This window comes from Rhodoferax sp. GW821-FHT10B06, assembly GCF_059415605.1.
On the sequence record NZ_JBWKNO010000001.1, the window covers coordinates 432495 to 457081 of the forward strand.

Sequence of the window (24587 nt, forward strand, 5' to 3'; positions counted from 1 at the left end):
CGAGCCTAGCATCGACCCACCCGTGGCGGCCAGAGTGCTAACCCGGTGGGCTCTGGCGGGAAAACTATGGGCAACGCCGGTCATAAGCTCTACCTATATCGCCAGAGCGAACTTGTCTTGGCTTTCCAAAACGACTGCGCGTAACGTTCAGGCCTGTCCATCCAGCCATCGCCATGGCTACGCCGATCTCACAGCCCAAAGGAAAAGCCGTGTCCCGTTCCCCCTCCGACTCCCGCATTGCCGCGCGAGTGCGCCGTATCAAACCATCGCCCAGCAGTGCAGCAGCAGACCGCGCCAACGAGCTGCGCCGCCAGGGCCGCGACATCGTCAACCTGGTGGTCGGTGAGCCCGACTTCGACACGCCGGCGCACATCCGCCAGGCGGCCTGCGCGGCCATCGAGCGCGGCGAGACGCGCTACACCATGTCGGCGGGTACGCCGGCCCTGCGCCAAGCCATCTGCGACAAGCTGCTGCGCGAAAACGGCCTGGGCTACAAGCCTGGCAACGTGGTCGTGACCTGCGGTGCCAAGCACGCGATCTTCAACGCCTTATCGGCCACGCTGGAGCCCGGCGATGAGGTCATCATTCCCGCGCCGTACTGGGTGTCCTATCCGGACATGGTCCTGGCCTGCGACGGCACGCCGGTGGTAGTGGCCTGCGATGAGGCCGATGGCTTTCGCTTGACCGCTGCCGCACTGGAAGCCGCCATCACACCCAACACGCGCTGGCTGCTGCTCAATTCACCCACCAACCCGACGGGCGCAGCCTATAGCGCGGCGGACTTGCGTGCCCTGGCCGATGTGCTGTTGCGCCATCCCCAGGTGCTTCTCATGACCGACGACATCTATGAACACATCCGTTTCGACGGCGAGGCCCTCCCGCACATCGTGGCCATAGAGCCGCAACTGCACGAGCGCAGCGTGGTCATCAACGGCGTGTCGAAGACCTATGCCATGACCGGCTGGCGCATCGGCTACGCGGCCGGCCCGGCGGACCTGATCGGTGCGATGGAAACGCTGCAGTCCCAGTCCACCAGCAATGCCTGCACCATCAGCCAGGCCGCGGCGCTGGCGGCGCTGCAGGGTGACCACGGTTTCCTCAAAGATTTCGTCGAGACCTACCGCCAGCGCCGGGACCGCGCGCTGGCGCTGATCAACGCCATCCCGGGCCTGGGCTGCCGCACGCCGGGCGGTGCCTTCTACCTGTTCGTCAATTGCAGCGGTCTCATCGGCCGCACCACTCCGGGCGGCAAACAGATCGACAGCGATGTGGACGTGGCCCTGTACCTGCTCGACGCAGAAGGCGTGGCAATGATCCCGGGCTCGTCCTATGGCGTAGCACCGTATTTCCGCATGTCGATCGCCACCAGCATCGAAGTCATCGAAGAAGGTTGCGCCCGCATCGGGCGTGCCGTGGCCGCCTTGCATTGAATCTTTCCAGTTGAAACCCGCTCCGAAAGCCCACCCATGGAATACAAAGCCCTGCGCAAGAATGCGTCTGCCGACCAAGCGGATACCAAAATCCTCGAAACCCTGCGCTCACTCCCACTGGCTGCGCTCAGCGACAGCATGCACCGCAATATCGGCACCTCGGGTCTGAGCCCCTACCACCGTCCCGGCAAGGAAACCATGGCCGGCACGGCGGTCACGGCGCGTTCGCGCGGCGGCGACAACCTGACCTACCTGCGCGCCCTGGAGTTCTGCCGCCCTGGCGACGTGCTGGTGGTTGACGCCGGCGGAGACCTGAACAACGCCGTCGTCGGCGGCATCTTGTCCTTCTATGCAGCCAGGATCGGACTGTCGGGCGTGGTCATCGACGGTGCGATCCGCGATGTGGCCGAGATCCGCGAGCGCGACTTCCCGGTGTACGCGCGTGGCGTGACCCACCGTGGCCCGTACAAAGACGGCCCTGGCGAGATCAACGTGCCGATCAGTGTAGGCGGCATGGTGGTCAACCCCGGCGACATCCTGGTCGGCGACCAGGATGGCTTGCTGGCGATCCCTCCCCAAGGTGCCGAACAGATCATCGAGAAGGCTCGTGCGGTGCTGGTGGCCGAAGAGAAAACCATGGCAGCCATGCGTGAAGGCCGCTGGGACCGCAGCTTCATCGATGCACTCGAAGCACGCTGCAACAACTGACCCCAAAACACCATGCGACCTTCCGTCCTGGCCACCCGTGCCACCTTCCCAGACATCGCCGACCGCCTGCGCCAGTATTTCGATGTCACCGACAACCCTTCCGACACTATCTGGAGCCCGACTGAACTCATCGAACGCCTACAGGGAAAATCCGGCGTGATGAGCACCGGCAGCGAACGCATCGACGCAGCCCTGCTCGACGCCTGTCCCGACCTCAAGGCGGTGTGCAACGTCGGCGTCGGCTACAACAACATCGACGTGGCGGCCTGCACCGCGCACGGCGTGGTCGTTACCAACACGCCCGACGTGCTGACCGAGACCACCGCCGACTATGGCTTCGGGCTGATGATGGCCACGGCCCGCCGCATCGCCGAATCCGACCGCTTCGTGCGTACCGGCGCATGGACCAAGACCGGCATCCACGACCACTTCGTCGGCGGCGACATCCAGGGCGCGACGCTCGGCATCCTGGGCATGGGCCGCATCGGCCGCGGCATCGCACGCCGTGGCGCACTCGGCTTCGGCATGCGGGTGATCTACCACAACCGCTCGAAACTCGACGCGGCGCAGGAGGCCGAAGCCGGCGCACAGTATGTAGACAAGCAGACGCTACTCAAGGAGGCCGACCACCTGGTGCTGGTGCTGCCTTATTCGCCAGCTGCCCACCACACCATCGGCGCAGCCGAAATTGCACTGATGAAGCCCACGGCCACACTCACCAATATCGCGCGCGGCGGCATCGTCGACGACGCGGCACTGGCGGCGGCCCTGCGCGCGGGCACCATCGCGGCAGCCGGCCTGGACGTTTTCGAAGGCGAACCCAAGGTGCACGCCGACTTGCTGGCCGCACCCAACACGGTGCTCACAGCCCATATCGGGAGCGCCTCGGTGCGCACCCGGCGCGCCATGGCCGCATTGGCCATCGACAACCTGATCGCATCGCTCGGCTACGGCCCTCAGGCCGGTGCGCCGCTGACACCGGTGAACGCGGTAAGGCCGCATGTGCGGAGCTGACGTGGCCGCGCATTTGGCGGACGGACCGACCTGCCGGTTGCTGGTGATGGGGGTTGCCGGCTGCGGCAAGTCCACACTGGCCGCCCAGTTGGCGCAAGGGCTCGGTGGCCAGCTGATCGAAGGCGACGACTACCACCCGGCTACGAACGTGGACAAAATGCGGCGCGGCATCGCGCTCGACGACGCCGACCGCCTGCCCTGGCTCGACCTGCTAGGGACGCGTCTGGCGGCCTCGAGCGGCCCCGCCGTGCTCACCTGCTCCGCGCTCAAACGCAGCTACCGAGAACGCCTGCGCGCCGCGGTGCCGGGTTTACGCATCGTCTTCATGGAGCTCGACATGGAAGAAGCGACGCGGCGACTCGGCGCACGCCAGGGCCATTTTTTCCATCCTCAACTGGTTGCCAGCCAGTTTATGGCGCTGGAGCCGCCGGTCGGCGAGCCCGGCGTCTTCCGGATTGCATCCATGCTACCTTTGCCGAAGCAGATGGAGGCGGTCTCGAACTGGCTGCTGCCGACCGCGCAAGCGGGCCTATCCATGGCTTCTTCACACTCCGACCGGGCTTATCCGTGAATACATTCATTCAAAAATTCGACCTGACCGGGCGCACCGCCCTCATCACCGGTTCCAGTGCGGGCATCGGATTCGCGCTGGCGCGCGGCCTGGCACAGGCGGGCGCCGCCGTTGTGCTCAACGCGCGCAGCACCGAGAAGCTGGAGGCCGCGGCCGCTACGCTGCGTGCCGAGGGCGCGACTGTCCATACAGCAGCTTTCGATGTGACCGACGGTGCGGCCGTAGCAAAGGCGGTGGCCCAGATCGAGCGTGATATCGCACCCATCGACATCTTGGTCAACAACGCCGGCATGCAGCGCCGCGGCCCGCTTGATCAGTTCGAGGAAGCGCAGTGGCACGAACTGATGAAGACCAATGTAGACAGCGTCTTCCTGGTCGGACAGGCCGTGGCCCGGTGCATGATTCCACGCGGGCGCGGCAAGATCGTCAACATCTGCTCGGTACAGAGCGAAATGGGCCGCCCCGGCATCGCGCCCTACACCGCCAGCAAAGGCGCGGTGAAGATGCTGACCAAGGGCATGGCCATCGACTGGGGGCAGCACGGCATCCAGGTCAACGGCCTCGGCCCGGGCTACTTCAAGACCGAACTCACCGATGCGTTGGTGAAGAACGCCGAGTTCACCCAGTGGCTGGTCAACCGCACACCTTCGCGCCGCTGGGGCGATGTGGAAGACCTCTGCGGCGCGGCGGTCTTCCTCAGCAGCGCGGCCTCCGACTTTGTCAATGGCCACATCCTGTACGTGGATGGCGGCGTGACCGCGACGCTCTGAAAGAAACTCCTATGGAAGCACTCGTCATCCACGCACCAGGCGACCTGCGCGTCGAAACTTTTCCCACCGCCGAACTCGGCCCCGGCCAGCTGCGCGTGCGCGTGCGCTGCGGCGGCATCTGCGGCTCGGACCTGCATTACTACAACCACGGCGGTTTTGGCACTATCCGTATCCAGGAGCCTATGGTGCTCGGCCATGAGGTCGCCGGCGTCATCGACGCCGTGGGTGAAGGCGTGGTCGGCTTTTCCGTCGGCGAACGCATCGCTGTAAGTCCGAGCCGCCCCTGCGGCCTATGCCGCTACTGCCAGGAAGGCCTTCAAAACCATTGCCTGGACATGCGCTACTACGGCAGCGCCATGCGCAATCCGCACGTGCAGGGCGCGTTCCGCCAAGAGATCGTGGTCGAGACCCACCAGGCGCACAAGCTGGCCGACCGCGTGAGCGACGGCGAAGGCGCCATGGCCGAACCGCTGTCCGTGGCGCTACACGCTGTGCGCCGCGCCGGCCCGCTGCTGGGCAAGAAGGTGCTGGTCACTGGCTGTGGTCCGATCGGCGCGCTGATCATCATCGCCGCACGCCGCGCCGGCGCCGCCCACATCGTGGCCACCGACATGAGCCACCATCCCCTGGGCAAGGCGCAGAAAGTGGGCGCCGACGAAATCATCAACATAGCCGAAGAACCGGACGGCCTGAAGCATTTCACCGCCGACAAGGGTACGTTTGACGTGCTGTTCGAAGCCAGCGGCAACGAACGCGCGCTGCGCGGCGCCCTGGATACGCTGCGCCCGCGCGGCATCATCCTGCAGGTGGGCCTGGGCGGAGACATGAACCTGCCGATGAACGTCATTGTGGCCAAGGAATTCGACCTGCGCGGCGCCTTCCGCTTCCACGAGGAATTCGCCATGGCAGTGGAGTTTTTGAACAAGGGCCTGGTGGATGTGAAGCCGCTGATCTCGGCCACGCTGTCGTACCGCGACTCCGCCCGTGCGTTCGCCCTCGCGGCCGACCGCTCGCAGGCGATGAAAGTGTTGCTGAACTTCGATTGACTTCGTGGCGAATCCATACGCCATGGTTTTCAAATTCTTCAAGGAGACATGAATGCTGATAGGCGTGCCGCAAGAGACGGCGACCGGAGAAACCCGAGTTGCCCTGACCCCCGAAACCGCCAAGAAGCTCGCAGCGCTTGGCCATACGGTACGCGTACAAAGCGGTGCTGGCATCGCCGCCAGCGTGACCGATGCCGCCTATGCAGCCGCTGGGGCCGAGATCGTAGACGCCGCCGGCGCCTTCGACTGCGATCTGGTGCTCAAGGTACGCAGCCCCTCGGACGCCGAAGCCGCGCTGATGCGCCCCGGCACCACCCTGGTCGGCATGCTCAACCCCTTTGACGCCCCTGGCCTGGAGCGCCTGGCCGCCGCCGGCCTGACCAGCTTCGCGCTGGAAGCCGCCCCCCGCAGCAGCCGGGCCCAGAGCATGGACGTGCTATCCAGCCAGGCCAACATCGCCGGCTACAAGGCCGTCATGATGGCCGCCGACACATACCAGCGCTTCTTCCCCATGCTGATGACCGCCGCCGGCACCGTCAAGGCCGCCCGCGTGGTGATCCTCGGCGTCGGCGTGGCCGGCCTGCAGGCCATCGCCACCGCCAAGCGCCTCGGCGCCGTCATCGAAGCCAGCGACGTGCGCCCCAGCGTCAAGGAACAGGTCGAATCCCTGGGCGGCAAGTTCATCGAAGTGTCCTACGACACGCCGGAAGAGAAAGAAGCCGCCGTCGGCGTCGGCGGCTACGCCAAGCCCATGCCGCCCAGCTGGCTGGCGCGCCAGCAGATCGAAGTCGCCAAGCGTGTGGCCCTGGCCGACGTGGTGATCTCCACCGCGCTGATCCCCGGCCGCGCCGCGCCCACGCTGATCACCGAGGACATGGTCAAAAGCATGAAGCCCGGCTCGGTGATCGTCGACATCGCCGCCGGCAAAGGCGCCAACGGTGGCGGCAACTGCCCGCTGTCCGAAGCCGACAAGACCGTGGTCAAACACGGCGTGACCCTGATCGGCGAAACCAACCTGCCAGCCCTGGTGGCGGCCGACGCCTCGGCCCTGTACGCGCGCAACCTGCTCGACTTCCTCAAGCTGGTGCTGACCAAGGAAGGCACGCTGAACGTCGACATGGCCGACGACATCGTCGCGGCTTGCCTGGTGACCCAGGCCGGCGCGGTAACCCGCAAATAACAACGACAAGCCACAAAGACAAGAACAAGGAGCAAGACATGGACATTTTTTCCCCGACGATCACCAACCTGATCATCTTCGTGCTGGCCATCTACGTGGGCTACCACGTGGTCTGGACCGTCACCCCGGCCCTGCACACGCCGCTGATGGCGGTGACCAACGCCATCTCGGCCATCGTCATCGTCGGCGCCATGCTGGCGGCTGCACTGACCGAAACCACCTTGGGCAAGACCATGGGCGTGCTGGCCGTGGCCCTGGCGGCGGTCAATGTGTTCGGCGGCTTCATGGTGACCCGGCGCATGCTGGAGATGTTCAAGAAGAAAGACAAGAAGGCACCTGCGGCTGAGCCAGGAGCAGCCAAATGAGCATGAATCTCGTCACGCTGCTGTACCTGGTGGCCAGTGTCTGCTTCATCCAGGCGCTCAAGGGCCTGAGCCATCCCACCACCTCCATCCGCGGCAATCTGTTCGGCATGGTCGGCATGGCGATTGCCGTGCTGACCACGGCGGCACTGATCGTCAAGCTGGCGCAGGGCAACCTGGGCGGCATGCTGTATGTGCTGGTCGGCCTGCTGGCCGGCGCCGCCTACGGCGCCTGGCGCGCCAAGACGGTGGAGATGACCAAGATGCCCGAGCTGGTAGCCTTCTTCCACAGCATGATCGGCCTGGCCGCGGTGTTCATCGCCGTGGCGGCCGTGGCCGAGCCCTATGCCTTTGGCATCGTGGCCAAGGGCTTGCCGATCCCGGTGGGCAACCGACTCGAGCTGTTCCTGGGCGCGGCCATCGGTGCGGTGACCTTCAGCGGCTCGGTGATCGCCTTCGGCAAGCTCTCGGGTACCTACAAGTTCCGCCTGTTCAAGGGCGCGCCGGTGGTGTTCCCCGGCCAGCACAAGCTGAACCTGGTGCTGGGCCTGGCCACCATAGCTCTGGGCCTGGTGTTTGCGGCCACCGAGAGCTGGCCGGCCTTCTTCGCCATGCTGGCACTGGCCTTCGTGATGGGTGTGCTGCTGATCATCCCTATCGGTGGCGCCGACATGCCGGTGGTGGTATCGATGCTGAACAGCTACTCCGGCTGGGCCGCGGCCGGCATCGGCTTCAGCCTGAACAACAGCATGCTGATCATTGCCGGCAGCCTGGTGGGCTCCAGTGGCGCCATCCTGAGCTACATCATGTGCAAGGCCATGAACCGCTCGTTCTTCAATGTGATCGGCGGTGGCTTTGGTGGCGATGCGGCGGCTGCAGCGTCCGGCGCGGCTGTGCAGCGCGCGGTGAAGAGCGGTAGCGCCGACGATGCGGCCTTTGTGCTGGGCAATGCCGAAACCGTGGTCATCGTGCCCGGCTACGGCCTGGCCGTGGCACGGGCCCAGCACGCAGTCAAAGAGTTGGCGCAAAAGCTCACAGCGAAGGGCGTCAACGTCAAATACGCCATCCACCCAGTGGCCGGCCGTATGCCAGGCCACATGAACGTGTTGCTGGCCGAGGCCGAGGTCCCTTACGACCAGGTGTTTGAGATGGAAGACATCAACGGCGAGTTCGGCCAGGTCGACGTGGCCATCATCCTGGGTGCCAACGACGTGGTGAACCCGGCCGCGCATGTGAAGGGCAGCCCGATCTACGGCATGCCCATCCTGGAGGCCTACAAGGCCAAGACCATCATCGTCAACAAGCGCAGTATGGCCGCCGGCTACGCGGGGCTGGACAATGAGCTGTTCTACATGGACAAGACCATGATGGTGTTTGGCGATGCCAAGAAGGTGGTGGAAGACATGGGCAAGGCCATTGAATGAGTACCCTCCTCGCACCCCACCTTGGCTTTGTTTATATACACTGCATGCGCAGACGAAATACGATCCGAGGCTAGTTGTCCACACCCGGATACGCGTCCATCCAGACTCCCCGAACATGCACACTTGATTGAGTCGATAAGCCTTCTACGCAGACCCCACCTGCACTACCCGCTACGAATTAAATAGCATGCGACTTCTTGGCATAGACCCCGGCCTGCAGACCACCGGCTTCGGCATCATCGACGTGGATGGCTCCAATCTCGGCTATGTGGCCAGCGGCACCATCAAGACCACGCACCTGGACCTGGGCCAGCTGCCGGCGCGCATCAAGATCTTGTTCGACGGCATCTGCGAGGTCTGTGCGCGCTACCAGCCGGACGCAGCCTCGGTGGAAATCATCTTCGTCAACGTGAACCCGCAGTCCACCCTGCTGCTGGGCCAGGCGCGTGGCGCCAGCCTGGCGGCACTAGGCCACAGCAACCTGCCGGTATCCGAGTACACCGCGCTGCAGATGAAGAAAGCCGTGGTCGGCCACGGCCGGGCTGACAAATCGCAGGTGCAGGAAATGGTCAAGCGCCTGCTGAAGCTTCCCGTGCTGCCGGGCAAGGACGCCGCCGATGCGCTGGGCATGGCCATCACCCACGCCCACGTAGGCCACGCCATGGCCCGGCTGGCCCAGGCCACACCGCTGGCGCGCAAGACCAGCGGCATGTACCGCGACGGGCGCACGCACTAGATCAGCTGTGGCCAATGGCGAGGTGTGAACTGGCCGGTTCGTCGTTGAGCTTGAAGCGGCGCACCGCGCTGTTCAGATGCGCGCACTGCTCACGCAGCGATTCCGAAGCGGCAGCAGACTCTTCCACCAGCGCGGCGTTTTGCTGCGTCATGGTGTCCAGATGCTGCACCGTGGCACCCATCTCGCCGATGCCACGGCCCTGCTCAGCGGCCGAAGTGGCGATCTCCCGAATGATGTCTGCCACGCCGCGCACGCTACCCACGATTTCACCCATGGTCTGCCCTGCATCGCGCACCTGCTGGGCACCGCTATTGACGCTGACCACCGAGGCGCCGATCAGGGATTTGATCTCTCCCGCGGCCTGGGCCGAGCGCTGGGCCAAACTGCGCACTTCGCTGGCCACCACGGCAAAACCACGGCCCTGCTCGCCCGCCCGCGCGGCTTCCACGGCGGCATTCAGCGCCAGGATATTGGTCTGGAAAGCGATGCCATCGATCACACCAATGATGTCAGCGATTTTCTTGGAGCTGGCATTGATGTCGTCCATAGTGCGCACCACCTTGGACACCGCAGCGCCGCCGCGCTCGGCCACCTCGGCAGCACTCGCAGCCAGGCGATTGGCGTGGGCAGACGAGTCGCTGTTCTTCTGGGTGGTTTCATGCAGCTGCTCCATGGAGGCGGAGGCCTCTTCCAGGCTGGCTGCGGTTTGTTCGGTGCGGTTGCTCAAGTCCTGGTTGCCGGACGCCATTTCGCCGCTAGCCAAGGCAATACGCTCGCCGGCCTCCATCACCTGACGGACCAGGCCGCGCAACGCGTCCTGCATCAAGCCCATGGCCTGCACCAATTGGCCTACCTCGTCCTGGCGTGTCGCACTGACCTCGTCCGACAAATCACCCTGGGCGATACGGTTGGCCAACTCCTGAGCACGGGACAGCGAACCGGTAATGGAGCGTACCGTTATGACTGTCACAGGCACCAAAACCAACAACGCCAGCACTACGATGCCAATCTGCAAACGCAGCAGCATATTGGTGCGTGTATCGATGTCGTGCACCGCCGCACGCATCTGGGCGTGCGAGTTGACCGACAATTCACCCAATAACTTGTCTACCGTATCCATTTGCGGAGCCACACGCCCGGCATAAGCGGCTGCCACCGATCCATCGATCTGAGCAGCCTCGATCTGCCCCAGCACCGGGGTGATCGCATCTTCGTATTCCTTGAGCAGGGCCGGCGCCTTGCTGAGTGTCTGCACTGGGCCGGTGGCCGCGTATTTGCCTTGCAACAGCTGGCCCATCTGCTTGCGCAGCGAGGCCAGGGACTGCCCCCAGGAGGTTCGCAGAGTGGCCACCTCAACCGCGTTATTGGCGTTGACGATGGCGTCTTTTTCAATACGCCGCACCTGTGCCAGCGAGAAGCGCAGCTCGCCCACGTCCACCAGCACCTGCACCTGGTCGTCCACCATGGCATCCATGGTGGAACGGGTGTCGTTCAGTGCCCAGGTGCCGACCACGCCGACCAAGAGAAGCACAGCCAATGAAAATGCCATGCTGAAGTACAGCCTGGCGCGGATGGACAACATTTTCATAGCAAGCACAGGGCACCCCTTGTGTATCAAAAGGTTACGATAACGCAACTTTCGTTCCAGCCTAAGAGGGTAATCCAGGCAACTACCGGAATGTCAAAAACTTTGCTGGGCATTAGCGCAGCGAATACCGGACCACCTCCAGCGACGGCGCTATGCAATACGTTCGAGTATCAGAACACCGAAAAACCCCAGTGCCGCCAGCACGGTCCACTTCAAGATGCGCAGCCCCCAGAGTCGAAAGCGCTGCTGCCCCGTGCCGACATAGAACGCAAAGCACACACCGGCCCCCAGCAACAGGAACAGCACGGCCCAACGAAACAGCAGCATGGCTGAGGGCTACCAGGCCCGCGCGAGCTGGGCGAAGCCGCTAGGCGCCTTGGCGGCGTCTTCGAAGGTCACGATCTCCCAGGCATCCGGGCGCAACATTAGTTCACGAACCAATTTGTTATTCAAGGCATGGCCGGACTTCATGGCGGTATAGCTGGCCAGCAGCGGCTTGCCCAGCATGTACAGGTCGCCCATGGCATCCAGCACCTTGTGCTTCACGAACTCGTCGTCATAGCGCAGGCCGCCGGCATTTAGCACCTTGTAGTCATCCATCAGAATGGCGTTGTCCATGCCGCCGCCCAGGCCCAGGCCGTTGGCACGCAGCATCTCGGCATCGCGGGTGAAGCCAAAGGTACGGGCGCGGGCGATGTCGCGGGTATAGGAGCCAGAACCTAGGTCGAACTCCACATGCTGGCCAGTGGAATCCACCGCCGGGTGGTCAAAGATGATGTCGAAGCTGAGCTTGTAGCCGTAGTAGGGCTCCAGCCGCGCCCATTTCTCGGCGCTGCCCGTGCCTTCGCGCACTTCCACTGGCTGGGTCACGCGCAGGAAGCGGCGTGGCGCGTTTTGCAGCTCGATGCCCGCCGTTTGCAGCAGATACACAAAAGCCGCCGCCGAACCGTCCAGGATAGGCACTTCTTCGGCAGTGATATCCACATACATATTGTCGATACCCAGGCCGGAGCAAGCCGACATCAGATGCTCGACAGTAGACACCTTGGCCGAACCGACGGACACGGTAGTGGCCATACGGGTATCGGTCACGGCCGTCACCGTCATGGGGATCTCGACAGGCACAGCCAGGTCGATGCGCCGAAACACAATGCCAGTATCCGGCGGTGCCGGCCGCAAGGTCAGCTCGACCCGCTGACCGGTATGCACGCCCACACCGACGGCACTGGTCAGGGACTTGAGAGTTCTTTGCTTGAGCATGCTGCGATTTTAGTTGCCCGCCCCGCCATCCACGATCAGCATGGTTGATGGCGGAGATTGGCGAAATTCATCCCCGAACTGCTTTTGCAGCGCCTCCCGGGCAGGCCTGGCCCACCCAAGAGGGCTTCATCAGTCGGCTTGCTTGCGTAGAAACGCTGGGATCTCGTAGTCGTCCATGCCGCCCGAAGACAAGGCATCCACGCGGGCGCTGGCCTGGGTACGGTTGGGCGTACGCCACACAGCTGGGCCACGCAGGGCTTCGTAATCAGGTTGGGCAATGCCACCCACGGCAGCGGCGCCAGCACCCATGCTGGTCGCAGGCAAGGTGAAGCCGACGTTGTCGGTACCTGTGCGTTGCACCACCACCTGCAGCGGGGCCGCTGCGCGGCGCTTGCTCAAGCCGGTGGCCACCACAGTCACGCGGATCTTCTCGCCCAGGCTGTCGTCATAAGCCGTACCGTAAATCACATGCGCGTCAGGCGAAGCGTAGGCGCGGATGGTATTCATGGCCAGCTTGGATTCGCTCAGTTTCAGCGAGCCCTTGGCGGCGGTGATCAACACCAGCACGCCCTTGGCGCCCGACAGGTCGATGCCTTCCAGCAGCGGGCAGGCCACAGCCTGCTCGGCAGCGATACGGGCACGGTCCGGGCCGTCGGATACGGCGGTACCCATCATGGCCTTGCCAGGCTCGCCCATGACGGTGCGCACGTCTTCAAAGTCGACGTTCACGTGGCCGGGCACATTGATGATTTCGGCAATACCGCCCACCGCGTTCTTCAACACGTCGTTGGCATGGGCAAAGGCCTCGTCCTGGGTGACGTCGTCGCCCAGCACTTCCAGCAGCTTCTCGTTCAGTACCACGATCAGCGAGTCCACATTGGCTTCCAGCTCGGCCAGGCCGTTGTCAGCATTGGCCATGCGCTTCGGGCCTTCAAAGTCGAAAGGCTTGGTGATCACGCCCACGGTCAGAATGCCCATTTCCTTGGCCACGCGCGCGATCACGGGTGCTGCGCCGGTGCCGGTACCGCCGCCCATGCCGGCAGTGATGAACAGCATGTGTGCACCATCGATCGCAGCGCGGATATCGTCCACCGCCATTTCGGCTGCTTCACGCCCCTTGTCGGGCTTACTCCCAGCGCCCAGGCCGCTCTGGCCCAGCTGGATGGTCTTGTGCGCCACGCTGCGGCCCAAGGCCTGCGCGTCGGTGTTGGCGCTGATGAACTCCACGCCTTGCACCGAGCAACCAATCATGTGCTCGACAGCATTGCCGCCGCCGCCGCCGACACCGATCACTTTGATCTGGGTGCCCAGGTTAAATTCTTCGACTTCAATCATTTCGATAGGCATGTGTTTCTCCTGATATTCCAATTAAATGCAGTTGCGTGTATGAATGTGTTTGTTGTTTTTCTAAGAGGCATTTCACCTCCAGGGCGGATGGCAACTTCGCCATCGCCCGTTTAAAGGGGGACTTCCCCGCGCCAGCCAGATCTTGGTTTGCATGGTCAGAAATTCCCCACGAACCAGTCTTTGACGCGGCCCACCGCAGTCTTCATCGAGCCGTTTTTCTGCGCTACCTTGAAGCCGCGCAGACGGCCGATACGCGCCTCTTCCAGCAAGCCCATGACGGTGGCCGCACGCGGCTGGGCCACCATATCGGACAAGGCACCGCGGTACTTGGGCACGCCACGGCGCACCGGTTTCAAAAAGATGTCTTCACCCAGCTCGACCATGCCGGGCATGACCACGCTACCGCCTGTCAAGACGATGCCGCTGGACAGCACTTCTTCAAAACCTGATTCACGGATGACCTGGGCCACCAACGAATAAATTTCTTCGACACGCGGCTCGATCACACCAGCCAGTGCCTGGCGGCTCAGCATGCGCGGGCCACGGTCGCCCAAGCCAGGCACTTCCACCTGGGCTTCCGGGTCGGCCAACAGTTGCTTGGCGTAGCCGCTTTCGACCTTGATGTCTTCCGCGTCCTTGGTCGGCGTGCGCAAGGCCATGGCGATGTCGCTGGTGATCAGGTCGCCGGCGATCGGAATCACCGCCGTGTGACGGATCGCGCCGTTGGTGAAGATAGCCACATCAGTCGTGCCCGCGCCAATGTCCACCAATGCCACACCGAGCTCGCGTTCGTCTTCGGTCAGTACCGACAGGCTGCTGGCCAAGGGGTTCAGCATCAGCTGGTCCACATCCAGACCGCAGCGGCGCACGCATTTGATGATGTTCTCTGCCGCGCTCTGGGCACCGGTCACGATATGCACCTTGGCCTCCAGGCGGATGCCGCTCATGCCGATGGGCTCTTTCACGTCCTGGCCGTCGATCACGAACTCCTGCGGCTCGACCAGCAGCAGGCGCTGGTCGGTACTGATGTTGATCGCCTTGGCGGTTTCCACCACCCGGGCCACGTCGGCGGCCGTGACTTCGCGGTCTTTCACCGCCACCATGCCGCTGGAATTGATGCCGCGGATATGGCTGCCGGTGATGCCGGTATAAACGTGCGAGATCTTGCAATCGGCCATTAGTTCGGCCTCTTTCAGTGCCAGCTGGATGCTTTGCACCGTGGCGTCGATATTCACCACCACGCCGCGCTTCAGCCCGTTGCTCGGGGCCACGCCAAAGCCGGCCAGCTTCAGCTCGCCACCGGGCATGACTTCCGCCACCACGACCATCACCTTGGCCGTGCCAATGTCTACGCCGACGACCAAGTCTTTGTACTCTTTTGCCATAGTTCGTCCTGTATCAGTCTATTTTCCAAAGCACCCTGGCCGGCTTGCGGGCCGCCAGGGCGCTGTGGGAAATGGATTCAGTGGTCCACCGGCAGCGCTTTGCGCACTGCGGGTGCAGCCACTGTCGTCACGCCACGCAAGCGCAGCGCATAACCCTCGCCGTAACGCAAATCTGCTTGCTCCACCGCATTCGCTCCACGTCCGTATTGGCGCGCCACCTGGGTCACCGTGCCCAGAAAACGCTGCAGGCGCTGCGTGATCTCGTCGCTGGTGCCGCGACCCAGCTCGATCACACCGCCGGAATCCAGTTGGGCGCGCCAGCCGCCCCGGTTGGTCAGCTCCAACTCGTCCAGCGACACATCCAACGGGGTAAACATGGGCTCCAGCGTGTGGTACATGCCCAGCACCTGGCTGGACTGCCCGTCGGGACCGTTGAGGTGAGGCAGGTCATCGCGCTCCACCTCGTCCACGTTGGCCTCGAAGACTTCGCCGAAGTTGTTCAGCAGGCGGGACGAATCCTCATCCCCCCAATAAGCCGCCACCTGGTGCTCCTGCAGCACCACCTTCAAACGATTGGGAAACTCACGGCGCACAACGGCCCGGCGCACCCAGGGCACGGCCTCGAAGGCGGCACGGGTCGCAGCCAGGTCCACGGTGAAGAACGTGCCCTTGATCTTGCCGCCCAGGTTGGCGCGCAACGTGACTTCGTTGTTGTGCGCCACGTCGCCCACCACCGAGATCGACTGGATGGCAAACATGGGCTGGCGCGCGGCCCATTTCACCAGGCCGGCCACGCCCAGGACGAGCGCGCCCAGGAACAGCACCGAGGCGGTGGCGTTCATGAGTTTCACGTCCATGGGGGTGGGCAGCTTTTGCATACTCAGGTGGCCTAGCTTCCGTAATCCAGGGCCGCCGACTGCAGCAGGCGCAGGCACAGCGCCTCATACGACAGGCCTGCCGCGCGCGCCGACATGGGTACCAGGGAATGGCCGGTCATGCCGGGCGAGGTGTTGATTTCCAGCAGATAGGGCTTGCGCGTCTTGGCGTCAATCATCACGTCAGCACGGGCCCAGCCGCGGCAGCCCAGCGTCAGATAAGCCTGGCGCACCATGGCCTGGATGGCGGCCTCTTCGCCGTCGGGCAGGCCGCAGGGCACCAGGTACTGGGTCACGTCGGTAAAGTATTTGTTCTGGTAGTCGTAATTGCCTTCGGGCGCCACGATGCGTATCACCGGCAGCACCTCGGCCTGTGCGCCGCTGCCCAGCACGGGTACGGTCACCTCGTCACCGCTGACGAATTGTTCGCACAGCACGCTGGGGTCCAGCTGTGCAGCCAAGGCATAAGCAGCATCGCACTGCTCCAGGCTCATGACCTTGGTCAGGCCGATGGTGGAGCCTTCGCGCGCAGGCTTGACGATCATGGGTGCGCCCAGCTGGGCGAAGGCGGTGCGCGCAGCCTCGGCGCTGTCCACCACAAACCAACCAGGGGTAGGCAGGCCTTCGGCGCGCCAGATGCGCTTAGTCATGACCTTGTCGATACCGATGCTGGAGGCCATCACGCCAGAGCCGGTGTAAGGAATGCTCAACAACTCCAGCGCGCCCTGGACCGTGCCGTCTTCACCGAAGCGGCCATGCAAGGCGATGAAGCAACGTGCAAAGCCATCCCGTTTAAGTTCCGACAGATCACGCTCGCCGGTGTCGAAGGCATGGGCGTCCACGCCCTGGCTGCGCAGTGCGACCAGCACGCCGGTGCCCGACATTAGCGAGACCTCGCGCTCCGCCGATGCGCCGCCCATCAGCACGGCGACTTTTCCGAGGTTTAAGTTATTTGCGGTCATAGCGCAGACGCTGCCTCCACTGCATGCTCTTTTTTCGATAGCATTTCGACCACCTTGGCCGGCACGGTGCCGATGGAGCCCGCCCCCATGCACAGCACCACGTCACCATCGCGGGCGTTGTCGTAAATGGCCTGCGGCATGGTGGCGATGTCGTCCACAAACACCGGCTCCACCTTGCCCGCCACGCGCAGCGCGCGTGCCAGCGCACGGCCGTCTGCCGCCACGATGGGCGCCTCGCCTGCGGCATAGATTTCAGACAACAGCACCACGTCAGCCTCGCCAATCACCTTGACGAAGTCCTCGAAGCAGTCGCGGGTGCGGCTGTAACGGTGCGGCTGGAAGGCCAGCACCAGACGCCGCCCGGGGAAGGCGCCGCGCGCTGCAGCCAGGGTGGCCGCCATTTCCACCGGGTGGTGGCCGTAGTCGTCCACCACGCTGAACTGCCCGCCACCCTGCGCTGGCAGATCGCCATAAGGCTGGAAGCGCCGGCCCACGCCCTGGAAGCTGGCCAGGGCACGCTGCACGGCTTCGTCCGGAATATTCAGCTCCACCGCCACGGCGATTGCCGACAGCGCATTCAGCACGTTGTGCCGGCCGGCCAGATTCAAAACCACTGGCAGATCGGGCAAGGTGACGCCGTTGCGCCGCTCCACCGTGAAGTGCATTTGCCCGCCCACGGCGCGCACATCGATGGCGCGCACCTGGGCGCCCTCGTCGAAGCCGTAGCTGGTAATGGGGCAGGTCACATCCTCCAGGATGGAGCGCACGCCGGGGTCATCGGTGCACAGAATGGCCGTGCCGTAGAACGGCATGCGGTGCAGAAAGTCCACAAAGGCCTGCTTCAGGCGGCCCAGGTCATGGCCATAGGTTTCCATGTGGTCGGCGTCGATATTCGTCACCACGGCCATCACCGGCAGCAGGTGCAGAAAGGACGCGTCGGACTCGTCGGCCTCGACCACGATGTAGTCGCCATTGCCCAGCTTGGCGTTGGCACCCGCGCTGTTCAGCCGGCCGCCGATCACAAAGGTCGGGTCCAGACCGGCTTCCATCAGCACACTGGACACCAGGCTGGTAGTGGTGGTCTTGCCGTGCGTGCCGGCGATGGCAATGCCTTGCTTGAGGCGCATCAGCTCGGCAAGCATCAGGGCGCGCGGCACGATGGGCACATGGTTCTCGCGCGCCGCCAACACCTCGGGGTTGTCGGCCTTGACCGCCGTGGAGGTGACGATGGCATCCGCCCCTGACACGTTCGCCGGGTCGTGGCCGATAAAGGTGTGGATGCCCAGGCCGCCCAGACGGCGCAGCGTGGCGCTGTCGGACTGGTCCGAGCCCGACACCACATAGCCCAGCTTGTGCAGCACCTCGGCAATCGCCGACATGCCCGAGCCGCCAATGCCGACAAAGTGCAAATGTCTTACAGCGTGTTTCATGCGGCGAGCTCCTCACAGGCGGCGACTACGGCTTCGGTAGCCCCTATTTTTTGCATCATTTTTGCCTTTTGCGCAGATTCCACCAGCGTGGATCGCTCTAATTTCTGTAGCATTTCTGCCAATCCCTGGGGCGTCAGTTCGCGCTGCGGCAGCAGCCAGCCTGCGCCGGCCTGCACCAGGAACCGGGCGTTCACTGTCTGGTGGTCGTCCACGGCCGCCGGGAACGGCACGAACAGCGCTGCCGCGCCCACAGCGGCCAGCTCGGTCACCGTGCTGGCACCAGCACGGCAAATCACCAGATCCGCATCCGCATAGGCTTGGGCCGTGTCGTCGATAAAAGGCGTCAACTCGGCCTCCACGCCGGCTGCGGCGTAGCTGGCGCGCAAGGCGTCTATCTGCTTGGCGCCGCTCTGGTGCAGCACACTGGGGCGCTGCACAGCGGGAATCATGGCCAGTGCCTGGGGAACGGCGTCGTTCAAGGCCTTGGCCCCCAGGCTGCCGCCCACCACCAGCAGGCGCAAAGGCCCGCTGCGCTGCGCGAACCGGCTGGCCGGATCGGCCTGGTGCAGGAAGGCTGTACGCAGCGGATTGCCCACCCAGCGGCCACGCGGCAGCACATCCGGGAAGGCAGTGAACACCCGCTTGGCCAGCCGCGCCAGCAGCTTATTGGCCGTACCGGCCACAGAGTTTTGCTCGTGCAGCACCAAAGGTTTGCCCATCAGCGCAGCCATCACGCCGCCAGGGAAGGTGATGTAGCCCCCCAGGCCCAGTACCACGTCCGGGCGCACCCGGCGCAGCACCTGCAGGCTTTGCCAGCAGGCCTTGCTCAGGCGCAACGGCAGGCGCAGCAGCGTGCCCAGGCCCTTGCCACGCACACCGCCAAACTCCACCGATTCAAAGGCAAAGCCACGCGGCGGCACCAGCTGCTGCTCCATGCTGCCAGGCACGCCCAGCCAATGCACGCGCCAGCCGCGTTCGCGCAGGGCCTCGGCCACAGCCAGGCCGGGGAAGATATGCCCCCCGGTTCCGCCGGCCATCACCAGTGCGCACTTCTGGGTCATACGCGCACTCCGTGCATCAGTTGCCTGTTTTCAAAATCCACGCGCAGCACCACGGCCAGCGCAATCAAATTCCACAAAATAGCCGAACCGCCGAAGCTCATCAGCGGCAGAGTCAGGCCCTTGGTCGGCAAGGCGCCCAGGTTCACGCCCATATTGATGAAGGTCTGGAAGCCCATCCACAGACCCACACCCTGCGCAACCAAGCCGGCGAACAGACGGTCCAGGGCGATGGATTGGCGGCCTATGTGCATGATGCGGCGTATCAACCAGAAGAACAGGCCGATCACGCAAATCACGCCAACCAAGCCAAATTCTTCGCCGATCACGGCCAGCAAAAAGTCGGTGTGCGCCTCGGGCAACCAGCTCAGCTTCTCTACGCTGCCACCCAGGCCCACGCCAAAAATCTCGCCGCGCCCAAAGGCGATCAGCGAGTGCGACAGCTGGTAGCCCTTGCCCAAGGCATGCTTCTCGCTCCACGGGTCGAGGTAGGCAAAGATGCGCTCGCGCCGCCACTCGCTGAAGGCGATCATCAGGCCAAACGCGGTGACCAGGATGGTGGCGATCAGAAAGAACATGCGTGCATTCACGCCGCCCAGAAACAGAATGCCCATGGCGATCACGGCGATCACCATGAAGGCGCCCATGTCCGGCTCGGCCAGCAGCAGCACGCCAATCACGGCCACGGCCGCGCCCATCGGCAGCACGGCGCGCAAGAAGTTTTCCTTCACGTCCATCTTGCGCACCATGTAGTCGGCCGCGTACACCACGATGGCGAACTTGGCCATCTCCGACGGCTGAAAATTCATGATGCCCAGGGGCAGCCAGCGCCGCGCGCCGTACACCACCCGACCCACCCCGGGAATCAGCACCGCCACCAACAGCAGCAGCGAAACGATGAATAGCCAGGGTGCCCAGCGCTCCCAGGTGCGCATCGGCACCTGGAAGGAGATCAAGGCAGCCACAAAGGCCACACACAGAAAGGCCGCGTGGCGCACCAAAAAGAAGTTGTGGTCGTACTTGGCGAAGCGCGGGTTGTCCGGCATGGCGATGGAGGCGGAATACACCATCACCAGCCCCCAGGCCAGCAGCGCCACGGTGACCCATACCAGGGCCTGGTCAAAGCCATGCACGCGTGCTGGCTGGCTGGGCGTGCGCGAAAAGCCACTGGCACCCAAACGCACAGGCAGGGCATCGGCCGCTGCCTTGGGCAGGCCCTTGAACCAGTCGCTGAAGCGCAGGGACAGGCCGCTCATGCCGCGTCCCCGATGTCGCCATTGGCCAGCGCCTGCACGGCCTCAACGAACACCTGGGCCCGGTGTTCGTAGTTCTTGAACATGTCAAAACTGGCGCAGGCGGGTGACATCAGCACCGCGTCGCCCGGGTGGGCGCGCTGCGCCGCCAGTTGCACGGCATCTGCCATGCTGGCTGCATCCACCAATGCCACGCCAGCACCTTCCAGCGCACTGCGGATCAGCGGCGCGTCGCGGCCGATCAGCACCACAGCACGCGCATAGCGGGCGACGGGCGCTGCCAGCGGCGTGAAGTCCTGGCCCTTGCCCTCGCCGCCCAGAATCAAAACAATGCGACGATCGGCGCCCAGGCCGACCAGGGCCGCCACGGTGGCCCCGACATTGGTGCCCTTGCTGTCGTCGAAATACTCGACTTCGCGCACCGTGTTCACCGACTCCACGCGGTGCGGCTCGCCCTGGTATTCGCGCAGGCCGTACAGCATGGGCGCCAGCGCGCAACCAGCGGCACTGGCCAGTGCCAGGGCGGCCAATGCGTTCACCGCGTTGTGCCGACCGCGGATGCGCAGGGCATCGGCCGGCATCAGGCGCTGGATGTACAAGTCGTCGGCAGCTTCGCTACGTTTGCGCTTGGTCTCGTCTGCCTCCAGCGCGCGCACCAGCCAGGCCATGCCGTTGACGATTTCGATACCAAAGTCGCCGGGCCGCTGCGGCATATCTGCACCAAAGGTGATGTGACGACGCAGCTGCGGTTTCTGCAAGCGCAACTTGATGGGCGCGGGCAACATGGCCATCACGCCCGGGTCTTCGCGGTTCAGCAGCATCAGGCCATGTTGGCCGAAGATACGGGCCTTGGCTGCGGCATAGGCCTGCATGCTGCCGTGCCAGTCCAGGTGATCCTGCGTCAGGTTCAATACCGCCGCCGCCGTGGGCTCGAAGCCCCTTGCCGCATCCAGTTGGAAACTGGACAGCTCCAGCACCCAGACCTCGGGCAAGGTAGCGGCATCCATATGGCCGGCCAGGGTGTCCAGCAGCGTGGGGCCGATATTGCCGGCCACGGCCACGGTCTTGCCCGCACGCGCCACCAGTTGGCCGGTCAGCGAGGTCACCGTGGTCTTGCCATTGGTGCCGGTAATAGCCAACACGGCGGGTTGGTAACCCAGGACTTCAGCCGGGGCCGCAATCACCGGGGCCTCGCCTTCATCCGACAGCTCTACGGGAGCCGCTTCTTCCTCGGGCTCGGGCTGGACTTCGCTCTCTGGCGCGGCGGCGGTCTGGCGCAAATCGGCCAGCGCCTGGGCAAACAGGTCCAGCTCGCCGCCCACACGCAGGCCGGCGCGCTGCGCCTCGTCCAGCACCGGGGCCAACACCTCGGGAGCCAGGCCCGGCGAGCGGTAGATCGCCTGCATGCCGTTCGCCAGTGCCGCCGTAAACGGGCCACCGATAAACACGGCGCCAGGTACTTCCTGCTGCAAAGTGGCCAGCTGCGGCGGCGCCTCGCGCGTGTCCGCCACCGTGACCTGCGCGCCGTGGCGGGCGCACCAGCGCGCCATGGCCAGGCCGGACGCACCCAGGCCCAGGATCACGACAGGAAGGTCTTGCAGGTGGCGCATGGGCTTAACGCAGCTTCAGGGTGGACAAGCCCACCAGGCATAGCAACATGGTGATGATCCAGAAACGCACGACGACCTGCGTTTCCTTCCAGCCGCTTTTCTCGAAATGGTGGTGCAGTGGCGCCATCTTCAGGATGCGCCGACCGGTACCGTATTTTTTCTTGGTGAACTTGAACCAGCTGACCTGCAGCATCACGGACAAGGCCTCGACCACGAAGATGCCGCCCATGATGGACAGCACCACTTCCTGGCGCACGATGACGGCAATGGTGCCTAAAGCGCCACCCAGGGCCAGCGCCCCCACATCGCCCATGAACACCTGGGCCGGATAGGCGTTGAACCACAGAAAGGCCAGGCCTGCGCCGGCCATGGCGGTACAGAACACCAGCAGCTCGCCCGCACCCGTGATGTGCGGCAGAAACAGATAACGTGAAAACACCGAGCTGCCCGTCACATAGGCAAACACGCCCAGCGCCGAGCCCACCAGCACCACCGGCATGATGGCTAGGCCGTCCAAGCCGTCGGTCAGGTTCACCGCATTGCTGGAGCCCACGATCACCAGATAGGTCAGCACCACAAAGCCCAGCACGCCCAGGGGGTAGCTCACCTCTTTGAAGAAGGGCAGCATCAAGCCGGCCTTGGGCGGCAGGTTCAAATCAAAGCCAGACTGCACCCAGCTCAGGAACAGCTCCAGCACCCGCAAATTGGAGTTTTCAGAAATGCTGAACACCAAATACAAAGCGGCCACCAGGCCGATCAGCGACTGCCACATGTATTTCTCACGTGAACGCATGCCTTCTGGGTCTTTGTTGACCACCTTGCGCCAGTCGTCCACCCACCCTATGCCACCAAAGCCCAGGGTCACCAGCAGCACGATCCAGACAAAACGGTTCGACAGATCCACCCACAGCAGGGTGGAGATGGCAATGGACAGCAGGATCAGCACGCCGCCCATGGTGGGCGTGCCCTGTTTGACCAGGTGGCTTTCCATGCCATAGCCGCGGATGGGCTGGCCGATCTTCAGCGCGGTCAGGCGGCGGATCACTGCCGGACCGGCAGCAATGCCGATCAACAAGGCCGTCATGGCCGCCATCACCGCACGGAAGGTGAGGTACTGGAAAACGCGAAAAAACCCGAACTCGGGCGCCAGGGTTTGCAGCCACTGGGCAAGACTAAGCAGCACGGGACGGTTCCTTTGGATGTTGTTCTTGTGGTTCAGCCTGGGCTGCAATGAAAGCGACCACGCGCTCCATCTGCATGAAGCGCGAGCCTTTGACCAGCACGCTGGCCATGTGGGGTAATTGCTGCTGCACGGCGGCCAGCAGCGTGTCGATGTCTTCGAAATGCACGGCACCGGCAAACTGCGCACTGGCGTGGGCCGACAAGCTTCCCAGCGTCAGCAGGCTGTCGATGCCGCTGTCCTGGGCCTGGGTGCCTGCCTCGGCGTGGAACTGCGGCCCCTGGTCACCCACCTCACCCATATCGCCCAGCACCAGCATGCGCGGCCCGGGCAGCGCGGCCAGCACCTGTACGGCCGCTTTGACGGAATCAGGGTTGGCGTTATAGGTGTCGTCCACCACGGTCAGGCTGCGCCCGCCCATGGGCACGGCCAGCGCACGCGAGCGGCCCTTGACGGGCTCGAACACAGACAAACCCTGGACCACGGCTGTCAACGGCACGCCGGCCGCCAAGGCGCACGCGGCGGCGGCCAATGAATTCTTGACGTTGTGCAAGCCGGCAATACGCAAGCGGTAGGACAGCGTTCCCGCCGGGGTGTGGGCTCGGACCTGCCAGGCGCCATCGGCCCAGACTGGGGTTTCGGCATACACGTCGGCATCGGCCAGTGAAAACTGCAGGCAGCGGTGTACGCCCGCCAGGCCCCGCCATACCGGCGTGTAGTCATCGTCTGCCGGGAAGACGGCGACGCCATCCGCAGGCAGTGCGGCCAGCACGCTGCCGTTTTCCTGGGCGACAGCCTCTACCGTGGCCATGAACTCCAGGTGCTCGCGCTGGGCGTTGTTCACCAGGGCTACCGTGGGCTGTGCCATGGCGGCCAGAGCGGCAATTTCGCCGGGGTGGTTCATACCCAACTCAACCACCGCCAGGCGGTGGTGGGCGCGCAGACGCAACAGGGTCAGCGGCACGCCGATGGCGTTGTTGTAATTGCCCTGGGTGGCCAACATGGCGTCCGGCTGCGCGGCCCGCAGTATGGACGCCAGCATTTGCGTCACCGTGGTCTTGCCATTGCTGCCGGTCACCGCGATCAGCGGCAAACTGTATTGGGCGCGCCAGCCGGTCGCCAAGGCCCCCAGCGCCGCCAGACTGTCATCCACTTCGATGCACGGCAGGCCAGGCAGCGCATGGCCGTGGTGGCAGATTGCGGCTGCGGCACCCTGCACACGGGCACGCTCCAGCAGCAGATTGGCGTCGAAGTTGTCGCCCTTCAGCGCCACGAAGAGATCACCGGACTGCAGGCTGCGGGTATCGGAGTGCACACGGTGGATAGCCACCGTCGCATCGCCGCTGATGCGTGCGCCGGGAATCCAGGCAGCCGCCTGCTGCAGCGTCATCATGGCGC

At 64.2% G+C, this 24587-nt stretch carries 23 protein-coding genes; 10 read left to right on the forward strand and 13 right to left on the reverse strand.

What is annotated here, in order from left to right; translation table 11 throughout:
* Positions 1-209: 209 nt before the first annotated feature.
* The 10 genes from AC07O2_RS02020 (at position 210) to ruvC (ending at position 9241) form a co-directional block, all read left to right on the forward strand.
* The gene (locus AC07O2_RS02020; protein WP_495074070.1) at positions 210-1430 is read left to right on the forward strand and encodes an aspartate transaminase; all 1221 of its coding nucleotides are present in this window, start codon (positions 210-212) and stop codon (positions 1428-1430) included.
* 36 nt (positions 1431-1466) lie between these two features.
* Positions 1467-2138, forward strand: a complete 672-nt coding sequence (locus tag AC07O2_RS02025; protein WP_495074071.1) for an RraA family protein — start codon at positions 1467-1469, stop codon at positions 2136-2138.
* 12 nt (positions 2139-2150) lie between these two features.
* Positions 2151-3152 carry a 2-hydroxyacid dehydrogenase gene (locus tag AC07O2_RS02030; protein ID WP_495074072.1) on the forward strand — a complete coding sequence of 334 codons (1002 nt, stop codon included), beginning with the start codon at positions 2151-2153 and terminating at the stop codon, positions 3150-3152.
* 1 nt (position 3153) lies between these two features.
* Positions 3154-3723: a gluconokinase gene (locus AC07O2_RS02035; protein WP_495074073.1), complete on the forward strand. Its 570-nt coding sequence runs from the start codon at positions 3154-3156 to the stop codon at positions 3721-3723.
* Positions 3720-4493, forward strand: coding sequence for a glucose 1-dehydrogenase (locus AC07O2_RS02040; protein ID WP_116608811.1), 774 nt, complete (start codon positions 3720-3722; stop codon positions 4491-4493). Before AC07O2_RS02035 ends, AC07O2_RS02040 begins: the two co-directional genes overlap by 4 nt.
* A gap of 11 nt (positions 4494-4504) precedes the next feature.
* A complete protein-coding gene (locus AC07O2_RS02045) occupies positions 4505-5539 on the forward strand; it encodes an L-idonate 5-dehydrogenase (RefSeq protein ID WP_495074074.1) in 1035 nt (344 codons plus the stop codon).
* Positions 5540-5591: 52 nt separating this feature from the next.
* Positions 5592-6719 carry a Re/Si-specific NAD(P)(+) transhydrogenase subunit alpha gene (locus AC07O2_RS02050; protein ID WP_495074075.1) on the forward strand — a complete coding sequence of 376 codons (1128 nt, stop codon included), beginning with the start codon at positions 5592-5594 and terminating at the stop codon, positions 6717-6719.
* Between the two features lie 38 nt (positions 6720-6757).
* Complete coding sequence (locus AC07O2_RS02055; RefSeq protein ID WP_495074076.1) at positions 6758-7084, forward strand: NAD(P) transhydrogenase subunit alpha part 2; 327 nt, start codon at positions 6758-6760, stop codon at positions 7082-7084.
* A complete protein-coding gene (locus tag AC07O2_RS02060; RefSeq protein ID WP_495074077.1) occupies positions 7081-8505 on the forward strand; it encodes an NAD(P)(+) transhydrogenase (Re/Si-specific) subunit beta in 1425 nt (474 codons plus the stop codon). Before AC07O2_RS02055 ends, AC07O2_RS02060 begins: the two co-directional genes overlap by 4 nt.
* Before the next feature lie 187 nt (positions 8506-8692).
* The gene (ruvC, locus tag AC07O2_RS02065) at positions 8693-9241 is read left to right on the forward strand and encodes a crossover junction endodeoxyribonuclease RuvC (RefSeq protein ID WP_092757703.1); all 549 of its coding nucleotides are present in this window, start codon (positions 8693-8695) and stop codon (positions 9239-9241) included.
* A gap of 1 nt (position 9242) precedes the next feature.
* Here the strand turns inward: ruvC and AC07O2_RS02070 are convergent, their stop codons facing one another.
* The 13 genes from AC07O2_RS02070 to AC07O2_RS02130 form a co-directional block, all read right to left on the reverse strand.
* The gene (locus AC07O2_RS02070) at positions 9243-10829 is read right to left on the reverse strand and encodes a methyl-accepting chemotaxis protein (protein ID WP_495074222.1); all 1587 of its coding nucleotides are present in this window, start codon (positions 10827-10829) and stop codon (positions 9243-9245) included.
* Positions 10830-10979: 150 nt separating this feature from the next.
* The gene (locus AC07O2_RS02075; RefSeq protein ID WP_495074078.1) at positions 10980-11156 is read right to left on the reverse strand and encodes a hypothetical protein; all 177 of its coding nucleotides are present in this window, start codon (positions 11154-11156) and stop codon (positions 10980-10982) included.
* 9 nt (positions 11157-11165) lie between these two features.
* Positions 11166-12089, reverse strand: a complete 924-nt coding sequence (lpxC, locus tag AC07O2_RS02080) for a UDP-3-O-acyl-N-acetylglucosamine deacetylase (protein ID WP_495074079.1) — start codon at positions 12087-12089, stop codon at positions 11166-11168.
* Positions 12090-12218: 129 nt separating this feature from the next.
* On the reverse strand, positions 12219-13436 hold the full coding sequence (gene ftsZ, locus AC07O2_RS02085; RefSeq protein WP_490591097.1) for a cell division protein FtsZ: 1218 nt from the start codon (positions 13434-13436) through the stop codon (positions 12219-12221).
* Positions 13437-13591: 155 nt separating this feature from the next.
* A complete protein-coding gene (gene ftsA, locus AC07O2_RS02090) occupies positions 13592-14821 on the reverse strand; it encodes a cell division protein FtsA (RefSeq protein ID WP_490591098.1) in 1230 nt (409 codons plus the stop codon).
* A 77-nt stretch (positions 14822-14898) separates the two neighbouring features.
* Positions 14899-15699 (reverse strand): cell division protein FtsQ/DivIB, encoded by an 801-nt coding sequence (locus AC07O2_RS02095; RefSeq protein WP_495074080.1) that lies wholly within the window; start codon positions 15697-15699, stop codon positions 14899-14901.
* An 11-nt stretch (positions 15700-15710) separates the two neighbouring features.
* Positions 15711-16658, reverse strand: a complete 948-nt coding sequence (locus tag AC07O2_RS02100) for a D-alanine--D-alanine ligase (RefSeq protein WP_495074081.1) — start codon at positions 16656-16658, stop codon at positions 15711-15713.
* Complete coding sequence (murC, locus tag AC07O2_RS02105) at positions 16655-18088, reverse strand: UDP-N-acetylmuramate--L-alanine ligase (protein ID WP_495074082.1); 1434 nt, start codon at positions 18086-18088, stop codon at positions 16655-16657. Before murC ends, AC07O2_RS02100 begins: the two co-directional genes overlap by 4 nt.
* Positions 18085-19149 carry an undecaprenyldiphospho-muramoylpentapeptide beta-N-acetylglucosaminyltransferase gene (murG, locus tag AC07O2_RS02110; protein WP_495074083.1) on the reverse strand — a complete coding sequence of 355 codons (1065 nt, stop codon included), beginning with the start codon at positions 19147-19149 and terminating at the stop codon, positions 18085-18087. The genes murC and murG overlap by 4 nt, the downstream gene beginning before the upstream one ends.
* Positions 19146-20402 carry a putative lipid II flippase FtsW gene (gene ftsW / locus AC07O2_RS02115; RefSeq protein WP_495074084.1) on the reverse strand — a complete coding sequence of 419 codons (1257 nt, stop codon included), beginning with the start codon at positions 20400-20402 and terminating at the stop codon, positions 19146-19148. The genes murG and ftsW overlap by 4 nt, the downstream gene beginning before the upstream one ends.
* The gene (gene murD / locus AC07O2_RS02120) at positions 20399-22009 is read right to left on the reverse strand and encodes a UDP-N-acetylmuramoyl-L-alanine--D-glutamate ligase (protein WP_495074085.1); all 1611 of its coding nucleotides are present in this window, start codon (positions 22007-22009) and stop codon (positions 20399-20401) included. The genes ftsW and murD overlap by 4 nt, the downstream gene beginning before the upstream one ends.
* A 4-nt stretch (positions 22010-22013) precedes the next feature.
* A complete protein-coding gene (gene mraY / locus AC07O2_RS02125) occupies positions 22014-23192 on the reverse strand; it encodes a phospho-N-acetylmuramoyl-pentapeptide-transferase (RefSeq protein ID WP_495074086.1) in 1179 nt (392 codons plus the stop codon).
* A complete protein-coding gene (locus AC07O2_RS02130) occupies positions 23182-24582 on the reverse strand; it encodes a UDP-N-acetylmuramoyl-tripeptide--D-alanyl-D-alanine ligase (protein ID WP_495074223.1) in 1401 nt (466 codons plus the stop codon). Before AC07O2_RS02130 ends, mraY begins: the two co-directional genes overlap by 11 nt.
* Positions 24583-24587 lie beyond the last annotated feature (5 nt).

Excerpts from the sequence above, each read along its gene's own strand:
- AC07O2_RS02075 (WP_495074078.1), bottom strand. The coding sequence starts at position 11,156 with ATGCTGCTGTTTCGTTGGGCCGTGCTGTTCCTGTTGCTGGGGGCCGGT.
- AC07O2_RS02130 (WP_495074223.1), bottom strand. The coding sequence starts at position 24,582 with ATGATGACGCTGCAGCAGGCGGCTGCCTGGATTCCCGGCGCACGCATC.
- ftsW (WP_495074084.1), bottom strand. The coding sequence starts at position 20,402 with ATGAGCGGCCTGTCCCTGCGCTTCAGCGACTGGTTCAAGGGCCTGCCC.
- AC07O2_RS02055 (WP_495074076.1), top strand. The coding sequence starts at position 6,758 with ATGGACATTTTTTCCCCGACGATCACCAACCTGATCATCTTCGTGCTG.
- murC (WP_495074082.1), bottom strand. The coding sequence starts at position 18,088 with ATGAAACACGCTGTAAGACATTTGCACTTTGTCGGCATTGGCGGCTCG.
- AC07O2_RS02100 (WP_495074081.1), bottom strand. The coding sequence starts at position 16,658 with ATGACCGCAAATAACTTAAACCTCGGAAAAGTCGCCGTGCTGATGGGC.
- AC07O2_RS02030 (WP_495074072.1), top strand. The coding sequence starts at position 2,151 with ATGCGACCTTCCGTCCTGGCCACCCGTGCCACCTTCCCAGACATCGCC.
- AC07O2_RS02045 (WP_495074074.1), top strand. The coding sequence starts at position 4,505 with ATGGAAGCACTCGTCATCCACGCACCAGGCGACCTGCGCGTCGAAACT.
- AC07O2_RS02070 (WP_495074222.1), bottom strand. The coding sequence starts at position 10,829 with ATGAAAATGTTGTCCATCCGCGCCAGGCTGTACTTCAGCATGGCATTT.
- AC07O2_RS02060 (WP_495074077.1), top strand. The coding sequence starts at position 7,081 with ATGAGCATGAATCTCGTCACGCTGCTGTACCTGGTGGCCAGTGTCTGC.
- ftsA (WP_490591098.1), bottom strand. The coding sequence starts at position 14,821 with ATGGCAAAAGAGTACAAAGACTTGGTCGTCGGCGTAGACATTGGCACG.
- ftsZ (WP_490591097.1), bottom strand. The coding sequence starts at position 13,436 with ATGCCTATCGAAATGATTGAAGTCGAAGAATTTAACCTGGGCACCCAG.
- lpxC (WP_495074079.1), bottom strand. The coding sequence starts at position 12,089 with ATGCTCAAGCAAAGAACTCTCAAGTCCCTGACCAGTGCCGTCGGTGTG.
- murG (WP_495074083.1), bottom strand. The coding sequence starts at position 19,149 with ATGACCCAGAAGTGCGCACTGGTGATGGCCGGCGGAACCGGGGGGCAT.
- AC07O2_RS02050 (WP_495074075.1), top strand. The coding sequence starts at position 5,592 with ATGCTGATAGGCGTGCCGCAAGAGACGGCGACCGGAGAAACCCGAGTT.
- murD (WP_495074085.1), bottom strand. The coding sequence starts at position 22,009 with ATGCGCCACCTGCAAGACCTTCCTGTCGTGATCCTGGGCCTGGGTGCG.
- ruvC (WP_092757703.1), top strand. The coding sequence starts at position 8,693 with ATGCGACTTCTTGGCATAGACCCCGGCCTGCAGACCACCGGCTTCGGC.
- AC07O2_RS02025 (WP_495074071.1), top strand. The coding sequence starts at position 1,467 with ATGGAATACAAAGCCCTGCGCAAGAATGCGTCTGCCGACCAAGCGGAT.
- AC07O2_RS02095 (WP_495074080.1), bottom strand. The coding sequence starts at position 15,699 with ATGCAAAAGCTGCCCACCCCCATGGACGTGAAACTCATGAACGCCACC.